This window comes from Paenarthrobacter sp. TE4293 (genome assembly GCF_050435325.1).
Classification (GTDB): Bacteria; Actinomycetota; Actinomycetes; order Actinomycetales; family Micrococcaceae; genus Arthrobacter; species Arthrobacter nitroguajacolicus_C.
Genome location: NZ_JBNJRY010000013.1, coordinates 66,659 through 80,775 on the forward strand (window position 1 = coordinate 66,659; position 14,117 = coordinate 80,775).

Consider the following 14,117-nt stretch of genomic DNA (forward strand, 5'->3'; position numbering starts at 1 on the left):
CTTCATGACTTCTGACTTCCGCAACGCATCCAAGCCCTTGTCCGTCGTCCTGGCAGGCGGCGGAACGGCCGGGCACGTGAGTCCCCTGCTGGCCATCGCCGATGCCATCAAGGACAGGTGTCCTGAGGCCGCCATCCTGGCGGTAGGGACTCCGTCGGGCATGGAGACACGGCTCATACCCGCAGCCGGCTACAACTTGGCCACCATCGACCGTGTGCCGTTTCCGCGGCGTCCCTCAGCTGACCTCCTCAAGCTGCCCGGCCGTTTGAGGGCAGCGGTCCGTCAGGCCCGTGGCATCCTCGAAGAAGCCAATGCGGATGTCCTGGTGGGTGTGGGCGGCTACGTCTGCACGCCGATGTATCTCGCAGCCAGGAAACTGGGAATCCCCATCGTCATCCACGAAGCCAACATGAAAGCCGGCCTGGCCAACCGCGTGGGAGCCCGGTTCACCCATCACGTCGCGGTGGCGTTCGCCGGAACACGGTTGCGGGGGGCCCGGCACGTTGGAATGCCGATGCGACGCGCCATCTCGGGTCTCCACAGGGACACGGCGGCGCCGGCGGCCAAGGCGTCACTGGGCTTGGATCCGGAACGCCCGGCATTGATCGTCACCGGTGGTTCCTCCGGCGCCCTTAGCATCAACCGTTCCATCGTGGCCGCCCTGCCGGCACTGGCGGCGGCTGGCGTCCAGACCCTGCACATCACGGGCAACGGCAAAAGCGTCCTCAACGACGACGGAGGCCTGCTCGCCGCCGAAGGGTATCGCCAGGTCGAGTACGTGGATGGCATGGAGACGGTCTATGCAGCCGCCGATGTCCTCCTGGCCCGTGCTGGAGCAGGAACGGTCAGCGAAGTAGCCGCGGTGGGTGTCCCCGCCGTGTTTGTACCCTTGCCCATCGGCAACGGGGAGCAGGCGCTGAACGCTGCTCCCTTGGTCCAGGCGGGCGGAGCGCTCCTGGTGGACGACAAGGACCTCAGCCCGGAATGGATTGAGGCTGAACTGATTCCGCTTCTTTCGAACCGCGACCGGCTGCTCGACATGGCCCGCACGTCAGAAGCCCTTGGTATTAGAAACGCCGATCAGCGTATGGCTGATCTTGTCCTGGAAGCGGTATCCGCATGAGCACCACCATCGCCCCCCTCGAATCCCTGGGTCGCGTCCACTTCATTGGCATCGGTGGCGTGGGAATGTCCGCAGTCGCCCGCATCATGGTTGCCCGGGGTGTCCCGGTCAGCGGTACGGATGCCAAGGACCTGCCGGTGATGCACGACCTCTCCTCAGCCGGGGCGCGCATCGCGGTGGGCTACGAGCCTGGCAATCTGGCTGATGCCCAGACGATCGTGGCCGGCTCGGCCATCCGTGCCGACAATCCGGAGCTGGCCGCGGCGCGTGCCGCCGGGCTGCCCGTGCTGCACCGCTCCGAAGCCTTGGCCGCCACCATGGCGGGCCACCGTGTCGTCACCGTGGCAGGCACCCATGGCAAATCCACCACCACGTCCATGATCGCCGTCCTGCTGAAGGAAGCCGGCTTTGACCCGTCCTTTGCCATTGGCGCGAACGTTCCCGCGTTGGGGGTCAATGCAGCACACGGGGAGTCGGACATCTTTGTTGCGGAAGCCGACGAATCGGATGGTTCCTTCCTCAATTACCGGCCGCTGATCGCCGTGGTGACGAACGTGGAAGCCGACCATCTTGACCACTACGGAACGCCTGAAGCGGTCTTTGCCTCCTTTGACAGCTTTGCGGCACTCCTGCCGGCGGACGGCGTTCTTCTCGCCTGTGCCGACGACGCCGGTGCCCGCGCCCTCGCCGAACGCACCGCATCCACGGGAACCACGAGGGTGCTGACTTACGGGACATCGGACGACGCCGACATCCGGCTTGCCGACGGCGGTCCCGGCGACGTTTCGGTCGCCATCGGGGCCGATGTCCACCGGGTGGAACTGCAGGTTCCCGGGCGGCACAACGCGCTGAACGCGGCAGCCGCGTTCGCGGTCGCCGTCGAACTCGGTGTTGAACCCGACGCTGCCGCCGCAGCGCTGGGCCACTTCACTGGCGCGTCACGACGGTTTGAACTCAAGGGCCAAGGGAGGGGAGTGCGGGTCTATGACGACTACGCCCACCACCCCACGGAAGTGCGTGCAGCCCTGTCCGCCGCCCGCTCGGTAGCCGGCGGCAACAAAGTCCACGTCCTTTTCCAGCCGCACCTTTTTTCACGCACGCGCGAATTTGCCAACGAGTTCGCCGAGGCTTTGAACGCGGCGGATACCGCGTTGATCCTGGACATCTATCCAGCACGCGAGGATCCCATCCCCGGCGTCACCAGTGCGTTGATTGCCGATCAGCTGGCCACCGGCCGGCTGGTGACGGCGGATGAAGCTGTGGAGGCCCTGGTGGCCGTCGCACACGACGGGGACGTCGTCCTGACCGTCGGAGCCGGCGACGTGACGGCGTACGGGCCAATGATCGTGGAGGAGTTGGGTGGCTAGCACCCGCAAGCCGACGTACAGGGCCGGAGCCGAGCCCCGCCCGGCTGATGCTGCCCGGCCGGCAGGCGCGGATGGCGTGATCAGCGCCCAACGTTCCATCGAGCCGGACGTGAAGCAAGCACCTGCGTCACGGCCGTCTGCTGCTGCGTCGACCCAGCGTGCCAAGTCTCCACAGGGTGCCACGTCACCACGGGATGCCACGTCACCGCAGAATGCCAAGGCGTCCGACAACGTCATTGTTTTTCCGGAGCCCAAGGGCCGTCGCAAGCGAAGGCTTGTGGTGTGGACGCTCTCCATCATTATCGCCGTGGTGGCGGCCTTGATCGCCGGAGCGGTGTTCTCGCCGGTACTCGCCGTTAAAACCATCACGGTTGACGGTACGACGCTGCTGACGCCGGAGGCCGTGCAAAAAGCTTTGTCGGGCCTTGAAGGCAAGCCGCTGCCGCAGGTAAGCGAACAAGAGATCAATGAGCTCTTGAAGCCCCTTGTCCAGGTCCGCTCCGCAACGATGGAAGCGCGCCCGCCGTCTGAGCTGCTGGTGCACGTGAACGAGCGTGTTCCCGTGGCCCTGCTGAAGCAGGGCGACTCGTACGTCATGGTGGACGTGGACGGCGTGCAGCTGGGTGTGACCAAGGACCAGTCCGCGGTGGCGCTGCCACTGATCGACGCGGGCGCCGGAGCCACCAACACGGAGCTTTTCAAAGCTATTGCAGCGGTTCTGGATACCTTGCCTGCCGACGTCCTCGCCAGGATGTCCACGGCCTCTGCGGCGTCCGCGGATGCCGTGGAGCTCAAACTGCTGGATGGAAAGACGGTAGTGTGGGGCAATGCCGAGGACAGGGAATTGAAGGCGAAGGCACTTGAAGCGCTGCTCAAGATGCCGGTGGACCCGAAGGTTCCCGTGAGTGTCTACGACGTCAGCGTCCCGCGGCATCCATTCACCAAATAACCAGCTTCGAGAACGTAACCTACGGCCGCCGGTGGCCTTATTTCGCGGCAATCGCACGACACGCGCAAGCGGAGATTGCATGTGCGAACCATAGGAAATACCGTCGCAGTAGAGTTACTTGACATAACTATAACCTTCAACTAGAGGGTTAAGGTCCAAGAATTCAAGTTGGACTCGATCAGTTTCGCTATAGGACACAAGCAAGGGGCACGAAACGTGGCAGCACCGCAGAATTACTTGGCCGTCATCAAGGTCGTCGGCATCGGCGGCGGTGGCGTGAACGCAGTCAACCGCATGATCGAGGTGGGCCTTCGGGGCGTCGAGTTCATCGCCATCAACACTGACGCGCAGGCGCTGCTCATGAGCGACGCCGACGTCAAGCTTGACGTTGGACGTGAACTCACGCGCGGCCTTGGTGCCGGTGCGAACCCCGAGGTCGGCAAGCAGGCCGCAGAAGACCACGCTGACGAGATCGAAGAAGTTCTCCGCGGCGCCGACATGGTCTTCGTGACCGCCGGTGAAGGCGGCGGTACCGGCACCGGCGGCGCTCCCGTCGTCGCGCGCATCGCCCGCTCCCTGGGTGCGCTGACCATCGGTGTCGTGACGCGTCCGTTCACCTTCGAAGGCCGCCGCCGTGCAGGATCTGCCGAGGCCGGCATTGACGCCCTTCGCGACGAAGTCGACACCCTGATCGTCATCCCCAACGATCGCCTCCTGTCCATCAGTGATCGCAACGTCTCCGTTCTGGACGCCTTCCGTTCTGCGGACCAGGTGCTGTTGTCGGGTGTCCAGGGCATCACCGACCTTATTACCACTCCGGGCCTGATCAACCTGGACTTCGCCGACGTCAAGTCCGTCATGCAGGGTGCAGGTTCGGCCCTGATGGGTATCGGATCGGCCCGCGGTGAAGACCGTGCCGTCAAGGCTGCGGAACTGGCCATTGCCTCCCCGCTCCTGGAAGCCTCCATTGACGGCGCCCACGGCGTCCTGCTGTCCATCCAGGGCGGATCTGATCTGGGTCTGTTCGAAATCAACGAGGCCGCGCGCCTGGTCCAGGAAGTGGCCCACCCCGAGGCGAACATCATCTTCGGCGCAGTCATTGACGACGCCCTTGGCGATGAAGCGCGCGTGACTGTCATTGCCGCCGGTTTCGATGACGTCAAGGCGACGTCACCCTCCATGGACCAGTCCCGTCCGGCCCAGAACCCTGTGCCTTCGGATCGCCCCGCCGCGCCGAGCAGTGCTCCGTCCAACGCGGCAGCACCGCAGCACGCAACGGCAGGCATCGGTGCTGCAGGCTTGAGCAACTGGGGCCAGCAGCGTCCGTCCGCCCTGCCTGCCGACTCCGGCTTTGACGTTGATCTGCCGGCGGTAGTGGAGCCCGATCTTTCGGGTAGCCGCTCCGACGATCTCGACGTTCCCGACTTCCTGAAGTAAGCCGCGTCCGGAGAGACAGTACCTGGTGTTTTGGTGGCGCAATGAGGTTCAGCCCGGCGTTTCCGTAGCCTTCACGGATACGGACGCCGGGAACCTGGCTCTCCACGTGGGGGACAACCCCACTGATGTCCTGGCCCGTCGTGTTGTGTTGGAACAGGCTGCGGGCCTTGGCGACGAACGGTTCCAGTTCATGGACCAAGTTCATGGCAACACCGTGGTGTCCATCGAAGCGTACGGTCCAGGACCCACGGCGGATGCCATGGTTTCGGCTGCCACGCCGCCTGCTTCACGCTCGCGCAAGGCGGCGCAACCGTTGGCTGTCATGGTGGCCGATTGCGTCCCTGTGGTGTTTGTCGGAAACGATGCCGGCGGCAACCGCCCCGTCATTGCTGTCGCCCACGCGGGGCGACCCGGGGTTGCTTCTGCGGTTGTCCCCGCCACCGTGGAGGAAATGCGGGTCCGCGGTGCCGTGGAGATCCGCGCATGGCTGGGTCCTTCCATTTGTGGTGCTTGCTACGAGGTGCCGGACGAATTGCGGGCAGCCGTGTCCCGGCAGGTTCCGGAAACGTGGTCTTCCACGTCCTGGGGGACTCCGGCCCTTGACCTGCCGGCCGGCGTGCGGGCCCAGTTGGCAGCGTTGGATGTCCCCTTGGAGTACTCCGGGGAGTGCACGCTGGAGAATGATTCACTTTTTTCATACCGCCGGGACTCCCGGAGCGGTCGATTTGCGGGTTTGGTGTGGACACATGATTAACCTCGGTCAGGACGACGAGCAGGGCCACGGCGTGGTGGGAGACTCCCGCGCTGCTGAACTCTCGCGGCGGCTCGATCTGGTCAGGCACCGGATTGACACTGCTGTGGCGGCCGCCGGGCGGCACGACCCGCCGCGGCTGATTGTGGTCACCAAGTTTCATCCCGCAGAGGATGTGCGCCGGCTTGCCGCCCTTGGCGTGACCGACGTCGGAGAAAACCGTGACCAGGAGGCCGCCTCCAAAAGTGCCGGCCTTGCAGATCTGGATATTCGCTGGCATTTCATAGGCCAGCTGCAAAGCAACAAAGCGAAGTCGGTTGCCAAGTATGCCGCGTCTGTTCAGTCGATCGACAGGCTCCAGGTCGTGGACGCTTTGGCCAAAGCCGTGGCGCGGGAGCAAGAGGCCACCGGACGGGCCGACCTCGACTGTTTCATCCAGGTTGGTCTGGACGACGACGCCGGTGCTCACCGCGGTGGTGCCAGCCCGGCCGATGTGGAGGTGCTGGCGGACAAGATCGAATCAGCGTCCGGCCTGCAGTTGTCCGGACTCATGGCCGTGGCTCCGTTGGGGGCAGATCCCGAGGCTGCGTTCGAAAAGCTGGCCGGCATATCCGAAGTGCTCAGGGCCGCTCATCCCGCCTCTGCAGCGATATCCGCAGGGATGAGCCAGGACCTGGAAGCAGCAGTGAAGTTCGGGGCGACACACCTGAGAATTGGCTCCGATATTCTCGGTTCACGTCCGGCCGTGGGGTAGCGTCAAAGTATTGGAATGACGGGCCGGGGTTCCAATATGTCACGTCATGGCGGCCCGCCTACTGCAGAAACGATAGGAGTGCACCATGGCTGGCGCTCTGCGCAAGACAATGATCTATCTTGGGCTCGCCGACGGCGATGAACACTACGAATCTGAGCAGGCCGTCGCCTCGCACCACGACGAAGAACGCCCCCAGGCACAGGAACGGGAAGAGCGCCGGGCGCCCGCTCCCGTCCGGGAAGTTGTCCGTGAAATGCCCACTGTAGATGCCGAAGAGGAATACCGCGCACCCGTGACACCCATCAAGCGTGCGGCCTCCAGCCGCGAAGATGCCTCGGGCTTGAGGCAAATCACCACCGTTCATCCCCGCTCTTACAACGATGCCAAGGTCATCGGAGAGAGCTTCAGGGATGGCATTCCCGTCATCATGAACGTCACCGACATGGGTGAAGCCGATGCCAAGCGCTTGGTGGACTTCTCCGCCGGCCTCGTGTTTGGCCTCCACGGCAGTATCGAGAGGGTGACCAACAAGGTCTTCCTGTTGTCGCCGTCGTACGTTGAGGTCATCGGTGATGACAAGAAGGCCAGCGAAACGCAGGCCAGCTTCTTTAACCAGAGCTGACAACGATCTTCTGCGGATGCCAGGCGGGGCAACCTGCCTGGCATCTGTGTTGCAATAGTAGGGACCGATCGACATTCCGGAACAAGTGGGAGATCTGAGCTAACTCGTGGGCATTGTTTTCGGCCTTATCCATATTGTGTTGTTTCTGTTCTTCATCGCCCTGATCATCCGCCTGGTCTTCGAATGGGTCCAGATGTTCGCCCGCCAGTGGCGGCCAAGGGGTGTGGCGTTGGTTACAGCACACGTGGTCTACTCGGTCACGGATCCTCCCTTGGGAAGGCTTCGTCGACTGATACCGCCATTGCAGCTGGGTGGAATCTCCTTGGATTTGGGGTTCCTGATCCTGATAATTGCCGTCAGTATCGCCATGGCAGTGACCTTCAGCCTGGCGTAGCTGCTCCGCGGAACCCGGACCACCGATGGTCCATAGGCCGCAAATTCTCCAATTCAACACGATGGTGTTGAATTGGAGGAACCAGATGATATTTAGGTACCGTAGTTTTGAACGGCCGGAAGGCCTACTGACTAACTAGACCAACGAGGTGACCAGATGGCTTTGACGCCAGAAGACGTTGTCAACAAGCGCTTTCAGCCGACCAAGTTCCGCGAAGGCTACGACCAGGACGAGGTAGATGACTTCCTCGACGAGATCGTGGTGGAACTTCGCCGCTTGAACCAGGAAAATGACGAACTTCGCAAGAAGCTCGGCGAAGCCGGTTCGGCAGTGCCTGCTGCAGCTGCTGCGGCTCCGGTGGTTGAGAAGGTTCCGGCCCCCGTCAAGGTCGACAAGGAAGCTGAAGCCAAGGCAGAAGCCGAAGCCAAGGCTGCTGAAGCTGCCAAGAAGAAGGAAGCCGAGCAGGCTGCAGCTGCTGCTGCCGCAGCCAAGGCTCCCGCTGCGACCAACAGCGTCACCCCTTCCGCGGAATCTGCTGCAGGCCTGCTGGCCATGGCCCAGCAGATGCACGACAAGCACGTCTCCGACGGTGCGCAGCAGAAGGAAAAGATCATTGCCGAGGCTCAGATCGAGGCTTCCAGCCTCGTCAACGATGCCCAGGAAAAGTCGCGCAAGATCCTCGGCGCCCTCGAGCAGCAGCGCTCGGTCCTTGAGCGCAAGGTTGAACAGCTCCGCGGCTTCGAGCGCGACTACCGCTCACGCCTGAAGGCCTACATTGAAGGCCAGCTGCGCGACCTGGATGCCCGTGGTTCCGTCGCCGCCCCTGAGGTCGGCGAAGCAACCGCAGACGTTTAGCAAGTATTCTGAAAGCCGGTGGCTGAGGACTCCTCGGCCACCGGCTTTTGCTGTTAAAACCCTGACAGTGCCCCGCCACGCTTCCCGAATGAAAGCACTATGACCGACGACTTCCCCGATGACGCCACTCAGCCGGCGCCCACCGCGCGCCGTAAGTGGCGTCCGGCGATGCTCTGGCTCTTTGCCGGTTTCGCCGTGTTCGCCTACACCTTCGACCAGCTCACCAAGCTCTGGGTGACCAGCACCATGACCGAGGGCGAGCGGATTCCTGTTTTGCCCCCGTTGCTGCACTGGTACTACATCCGTAACTCGGGAGCCGCGTTTTCCATCGGCGAGAATGTGACCTGGATCTTCACGATCGTCATGGCAGTCGTTTCCGTGGCAATCCTCTTCCAAGTGCGCCGTCTGGGTTCGGCGTGGTGGGCGCTTTCGCTGGGGCTGCTCCTTGGCGGAGCGCTGGGCAACCTGACGGACCGGTTGTTCCGTGAGCCGTCTTTTGCCATGGGGCATGTAGTGGACTTCATCCAGCTCCCGAACTTCGCCATCTTCAACATCGCAGACTCAGCCGTGGTGTCCGGCGTCGTCATTATCTGCCTCTTGACGTTGCGCGGCATCGGGATGGATGGGAAGCGGCACACGGCAGCACCCGGACCGGCCGCCGGCAAGCCCGCCGATGATGCCAAGCCGGGCGGCGGTTCCACCGGGGAGGCCGCTGGTGAGTAGCTCTGTCGTGGTTCCGGACGAATTGGCCGGGACCCGTGCTGATGCCGGTCTGGCCCGTTTGCTGGGCATCTCCCGCTCTGCGGCGGCGCTGCTGATTGCCGAAGGAAACGTGACCAGCGGCGGCGCGGCACTCGGTAAGTCGGCCAAGCTGACCGCCGGCTCGGTGCTTGATGTCACGGTCCCGGAACGTCAGGACCCCCTGGAAGTCGTGGAGGAAGTTGTGGAAGGCCTGAAGATCCTGCTGGATGACGAGGACTTCGTTGTCATTGACAAGCCGGTGGGAGTTGCTGCGCACCCCTCGCCTGGATGGGTCGGTCCCACAGTGGTGGGTGGCCTCGCGGGGGCCGGCTACCGGATCTCGACATCCGGGGCCCCTGAGCGGGCCGGCATCGTCCACAGGCTCGACGTCGGAACCTCGGGCGTCATGGTGGTGGCGAAGACGGAACACGCTTACACGGTGCTGAAGCGGGCCTTCAAAGAGCGCACCGTGGACAAGGTCTACCATGCCGTGGTCCAGGGGCTTCCCGATCCGCTGGAAGGGACCATCGATGCCCCGATTGGCCGCCACCCCGGGCATGACTGGCGATTCGCTGTGATCGAGGACGGGCGGCCCTCGGTGACCCACTACGAGGTCCTTGAAGCCTTCGGCAAGGCAACCTTGGTGGAAGTTCATTTGGAAACCGGCCGGACCCACCAGATCCGTGTCCATTTTTCGGCGCTGCGGCACCCCTGTGCGGGAGATCTCACCTACGGCGCCGATCCACGACTCGCAGCCACGCTGGGCCTGACACGGCAGTGGCTGCACGCCCGGCAACTTGGCTTCACCCACCCCCGCACCGGGGAATGGGTGGAAGTCAGCAGCGAGTATCCGGCGGACCTCCAATACGCGTTGGATCTGCTCGCCACCGGCTCGGCTTAGGGAACCCAGCATAAGGAACCCCGTCCAGGTTCGCCGTCCGGCCGGAGCCGGGACGGTAGACTGTCGTGGTGACTTCCAGCAATGATTCGTTCGTCCACCTGCACACCCACACCGAATACTCCATGCTGGATGGAGCGGCCCGGCTGGGTGAGCTGTTCGATGAAACCGAACGGTTGGGCATGCCCGCCCTGGCCACCACGGACCACGGCTACCTGTTCGGAGCCTTCGACTTCTGGCGCAAGGCCACGGACAAGGGCATCAAGCCGATTATCGGCGTCGAAGCCTATGTGACCCCCGGGACCGCCCGGGGCGATAAGGAACGCGTACGCTGGGGCGACGAAAGCCAGCGCAAGGACGACGTTTCCGGTGGTGGCTCGTACACCCACATGACGCTCCTGAGCTACAACAACGTGGGCATGCGGAACCTGTTCCGGGCCTCGTCCATTGCCTCCCTTGACTCCGTTTTTGGCAAGTGGCCACGGCTGGACCGCGAGTTGCTCAACACTTACTCCGAGGGCTTGATCGCCACCACGGGTTGCCCGTCCGGGGAGGTCCAGACCAAGCTGCGTCTTGGGCTGTACAAGGAGGCCGTGGAGGCTGCTGCAGAATTCCGCGATATCTTCGGTGCAGAGAACTATTTCTGCGAGTTGATGGACCACGGGCTGGATATTGAACGGCGCGTGACCGGAGATCTCCTGCGCCTGGCCAAGGAGCTCAACCTTCCGTTGGTGGCCACCAACGACCTCCACTACACCCACGAGCACGATGCCAAGGCCCACGAGGCACTGCTGGCCATCCAGTCCGGTTCCACGCTCCTGGAGCCGACCTATGACAACGGCGGTTCCCGCTTCGCCTTCTCAGGCAGTGGCTACTACCTGAAATCGCCGCAGGAAATGCGGGAACTGTTCCGCGACCACCCTGAGGCCTGCGACAACACGCTGCTGATCGCCGAGCGCTGCGAAGTATCGTTCAACACCGGCGCCAACTACATGCCGCGCTTCCCTTGCCCGCCCGGGGAAGACGAGACCTCCTGGCTGGTCAAGGAAGTAGACGCCGGCCTCAAGTACCGTTACCCCCAGGGCATTCCGGACAAGGTCCGCAAGCAGGCCGACTACGAGCTCGGCGTCATTACGTCCATGGGCTTCCCGGGCTACTTCCTGGTGGTTGCCGACTTCATCAACTGGGCCAAGAACAACGGGATCCGGGTGGGTCCCGGGCGTGGTTCCGGTGCAGGCTCCATGGTGGCTTACGCCATGCGCATCACCGACCTCGACCCCCTGCAGCACGGCTTGATCTTTGAACGCTTCCTGAACCCGGACCGCGTTTCCATGCCTGACTTCGACGTCGACTTCGATGATCGGCGCCGCTCGGAAGTGATTGACTACGTCACCAAGAAGTACGGCGATGAGCGCGTGGCGATGATCGTCACGTACGGAACGATCAAGACCAAGCAGGCGCTGAAGGACTCCTCCCGCGTGCTCGGCTACCCCTTCAGCATGGGCGAGACCCTGACCAAGGCGCTTCCGCCTGCTGTCATGGCCAAGGACATTCCGCTGGCGGACATCCAGAATCCGGAGTCCAAGCGCTACAGCGAAGCAGGCGATTTCCGCCAGCTCATCGCCACCGACCCCGAGGCCGCCAAGGTCTTTGAGACGGCCTTGGGTATCGAAGGGCTGAAACGCCAGTGGGGTGTCCACGCCGCCGGTGTCATCATGTCCTCGGACCCCATCATTGACGTTATTCCCATCATGCGCCGTTTCCAGGACGGCCAGGTCATCACCCAGTTCGACTATCCGACGTCCGAAGGCCTCGGGCTGATCAAAATGGACTTCCTGGGCCTTCGAAACCTGACGATCATTTCGGATGCCCTGGAAAACATCAAGATGAACCGCGGTGTTGACCTGGATCTTGAAAACCTGGAACTCGATGACGCGGCGTCCTACGAGCTGCTGGCCCGCGGCGATACCCTGGGCGTTTTCCAGCTCGACGGCGGACCCATGCGGTCGCTGCTCAAGCTGATGAAACCTGACAACTTTGAAGACATCTCGGCAGTCCTGGCGCTCTACCGTCCGGGTCCCATGGGTGCCAATGCCCACACCGATTACGCCCTGCGTAAGAACGGGATCCAAGAGGTCATTCCCATCCACCCTGAGCTGGAAGAACCGCTCAAGGAAATCCTTGGTGGCACGTTCGGCTTGATCGTGTACCAGGAACAGGTCATGGCCGTGGCCCAGAAGCTGGCCGGCTACTCACTCGGCCAAGCAGACATCCTCCGCCGTGCCATGGGTAAGAAGAAGAAATCCGAACTGGACAAGCAGTTCGCCGGATTCTCCCAAGGCATGCAGGACAACGGCTACTCCATGGCCGCCGTCAAGACCCTGTGGGACATCCTGCTCCCGTTCTCCGACTACGCCTTCAACAAAGCCCACTCTGCCGCGTACGGCGTTATCTCCTACTGGACGGCTTATTTGAAGGCGCACTATGCGCCGGAATACATGGCGGCATTGCTGACTTCCGTGGGCGATGACAAAGACAAGTCAGCCATCTACCTCAACGAATGCAGGCGCATGGGCATCACGGTCCTGCCGCCGGACGTCAACGAGTCCTCGTTGAACTTCACCCCGGTGGGAACAGACATCCGTTTCGGTATGGGCGCCATCCGCAACGTCGGTGTCAACGTAGTGGATGCCATGGTCTCCACGCGCACCGCCGAGGGCAGCTACACGTCGTTCAAGGACTTCCTGTTGAAGGTGCCGGCTGTTGTGTGCAACAAGCGAACCATCGAGTCGCTGATCAAGGCGGGAGCTTTCGATTCCTTGGGGCACCACCGCCGTGCTTTGGCGATGATCCACGAAGAAGCCATCGACTCGGTGATCACGCTCAAGCGCAACGAAGCGATTGGCCAGTTCGATCTCTTCGCCGGTTTTGAGGACCAGGAGCCCGAAGCATCCCTCACCACGGAAATCCCTGACCTGCCTGAATGGGAGAAGAAAGACAAACTGTCCTTCGAACGGGACATGCTGGGTCTCTACGTGTCGGACCATCCGCTGCAAGGGCTCGAAGGAGTCCTCAGCCAGCACGCGGAACAGTCCATCACCTCGATCATCGCCGAAGATGGACCCCACGACGGCGCTATCGTCACCATTGCGGGCATGATCACCTCATTGAGCCGCAGGATCGCCAAGGCCAGCGGAAACGCCTACGCCCGGGCGGAGATCGAAGACCTCGGCGCCTCCATGGAGGTCATGTTCTTCGGACAGGTCTACGGACCCATTGCCTCTGTGCTGGCGGAAGACCTGATCGTGGTGGTCAAGGGCCGGCTGCAGCGCCGTGACGATGGAGCGGTGACCCTGAACTGCATGGAACTCTCCGTTCCTGACCTCAGCGAAAGCGTCAACGGTCCGGTGGTGATTACCATTCCTACGTTCAAGGCAACAGAGGCCGTGGTGACGGATCTGCGTGATGTCCTCCGGACGCACCGCGGTAATTCGGAGGTCCGGTTGAAGCTCATGGGTGATACCAAGGTGGAGGTCATGGGCTTGCCCGTCCATATGCGGGTCAACCCCAGTCCGTCCCTCTTTGGCGACCTGAAAGTTTTGTTGGGTCCGGCCTGCCTGGATAACTAGCAGGCCGGACGCTGTCCGTTCAGATCTCGTAGTCCAACGGGGCCGGCTTGCTGTAGGCGCCGCTGTGGTAGAGCAGGGGAGTGCCGTCGTCGCCCACCTGGCCATCGACCACCTCAACCACCACTACCGCGTTGTTCTCGAAAGAGAGCCGCATCTGGATCTTGCCCACAAGCCAACCGCTGACATCCTTGAGGATCGGCACCTCGTGGGGGCCTGGCGCCCAGTGGTCCCCTTCGAACCGGTCGCGCGTCCGTGCGAAGCGGTTGGCGAGGGCTTGGTTCTCAAGCCCCAGCATGTGGACGCCGATGTACTCGGCGTTGGCCACGGCAGGCCATGAGCTGGAGCTCCTGGCCATGTTGAAAGTGAACCGGGGCGGTTCGGCGGACAACGAGGCCACAGACGTGGCGGTGAAACCGAACGGCTTTCCGTTCAGGTTTGCCGTGATGATGGCAACCCCGGCGGCATGCCGCCGGAACATCTCCCTGAAAGTCTGTTCAAAGCCGGATGGTTCGTTTGCCACGTGGATGTATCTCCTGGACTGGGGGTCTGCGTCTCCCTTCAGCGTATTCCTCCAGCGCTGCGGGACCCTCATTGTGT

The 14,117-nt window shown here is 62.8% G+C and carries 13 protein-coding genes; 12 read left to right on the forward strand and 1 reads right to left on the reverse strand.

The features are described 5' to 3' along the window. Positions 1-4: 4 nt before the first annotated feature. From murG to dnaE, 12 genes are all read left to right on the forward strand, one after another. On the forward strand, positions 5-1,123 hold the full coding sequence (murG, locus tag QF015_RS21015) for an undecaprenyldiphospho-muramoylpentapeptide beta-N-acetylglucosaminyltransferase (RefSeq protein WP_429390638.1): 1,119 nt from the start codon (positions 5-7) through the stop codon (positions 1,121-1,123). Then, the gene (gene murC / locus QF015_RS21020; RefSeq protein WP_310209941.1) at positions 1,120-2,490 is read left to right on the forward strand and encodes a UDP-N-acetylmuramate--L-alanine ligase; all 1,371 of its coding nucleotides are present in this window, start codon (positions 1,120-1,122) and stop codon (positions 2,488-2,490) included. The genes murG and murC overlap by 4 nt, the downstream gene beginning before the upstream one ends. Further along, positions 2,483-3,439 (forward strand): FtsQ-type POTRA domain-containing protein, encoded by a 957-nt coding sequence (locus QF015_RS21025; protein ID WP_429390639.1) that lies wholly within the window; start codon positions 2,483-2,485, stop codon positions 3,437-3,439. The genes murC and QF015_RS21025 overlap by 8 nt, the downstream gene beginning before the upstream one ends. A gap of 216 nt (positions 3,440-3,655) precedes the next feature. Next, positions 3,656-4,876, forward strand: coding sequence for a cell division protein FtsZ (gene ftsZ / locus QF015_RS21030; protein ID WP_141284800.1), 1,221 nt, complete (start codon positions 3,656-3,658; stop codon positions 4,874-4,876). A gap of 25 nt (positions 4,877-4,901) precedes the next feature. Further along, positions 4,902-5,630, forward strand: a complete 729-nt coding sequence (locus QF015_RS21035) for a polyphenol oxidase family protein (protein ID WP_429390640.1) — start codon at positions 4,902-4,904, stop codon at positions 5,628-5,630. After that, positions 5,623-6,381, forward strand: a complete 759-nt coding sequence (locus tag QF015_RS21040; RefSeq protein ID WP_429390641.1) for a YggS family pyridoxal phosphate-dependent enzyme — start codon at positions 5,623-5,625, stop codon at positions 6,379-6,381. Before QF015_RS21035 ends, QF015_RS21040 begins: the two co-directional genes overlap by 8 nt. 85 nt (positions 6,382-6,466) lie before the next feature. Further along, positions 6,467-7,003 carry a cell division protein SepF gene (locus QF015_RS21045; protein ID WP_026542515.1) on the forward strand — a complete coding sequence of 179 codons (537 nt, stop codon included), beginning with the start codon at positions 6,467-6,469 and terminating at the stop codon, positions 7,001-7,003. Positions 7,004-7,109: 106 nt separating this feature from the next. After that, positions 7,110-7,397: a YggT family protein gene (locus QF015_RS21050; protein WP_026542516.1), complete on the forward strand. Its 288-nt coding sequence runs from the start codon at positions 7,110-7,112 to the stop codon at positions 7,395-7,397. A gap of 156 nt (positions 7,398-7,553) precedes the next feature. Then, the gene (locus QF015_RS21055) at positions 7,554-8,252 is read left to right on the forward strand and encodes a DivIVA domain-containing protein (RefSeq protein WP_207597125.1); all 699 of its coding nucleotides are present in this window, start codon (positions 7,554-7,556) and stop codon (positions 8,250-8,252) included. A 99-nt stretch (positions 8,253-8,351) separates the two neighbouring features. Beyond that, on the forward strand, positions 8,352-8,975 hold the full coding sequence (gene lspA / locus QF015_RS21060) for a signal peptidase II (RefSeq protein WP_310209928.1): 624 nt from the start codon (positions 8,352-8,354) through the stop codon (positions 8,973-8,975). Next, positions 8,968-9,894 (forward strand): RluA family pseudouridine synthase, encoded by a 927-nt coding sequence (locus QF015_RS21065; protein WP_429390642.1) that lies wholly within the window; start codon positions 8,968-8,970, stop codon positions 9,892-9,894. Before lspA ends, QF015_RS21065 begins: the two co-directional genes overlap by 8 nt. 68 nt (positions 9,895-9,962) lie before the next feature. Then, on the forward strand, positions 9,963-13,520 hold the full coding sequence (gene dnaE, locus QF015_RS21070; protein ID WP_310209922.1) for a DNA polymerase III subunit alpha: 3,558 nt from the start codon (positions 9,963-9,965) through the stop codon (positions 13,518-13,520). A gap of 19 nt (positions 13,521-13,539) precedes the next feature. Here the strand turns inward: dnaE and QF015_RS21075 are convergent, their stop codons facing one another. Next, a complete protein-coding gene (locus QF015_RS21075) occupies positions 13,540-14,040 on the reverse strand; it encodes a flavin reductase family protein (protein WP_429390643.1) in 501 nt (166 codons plus the stop codon). Between the last annotated feature and the right edge of the window lie 77 nt (positions 14,041-14,117).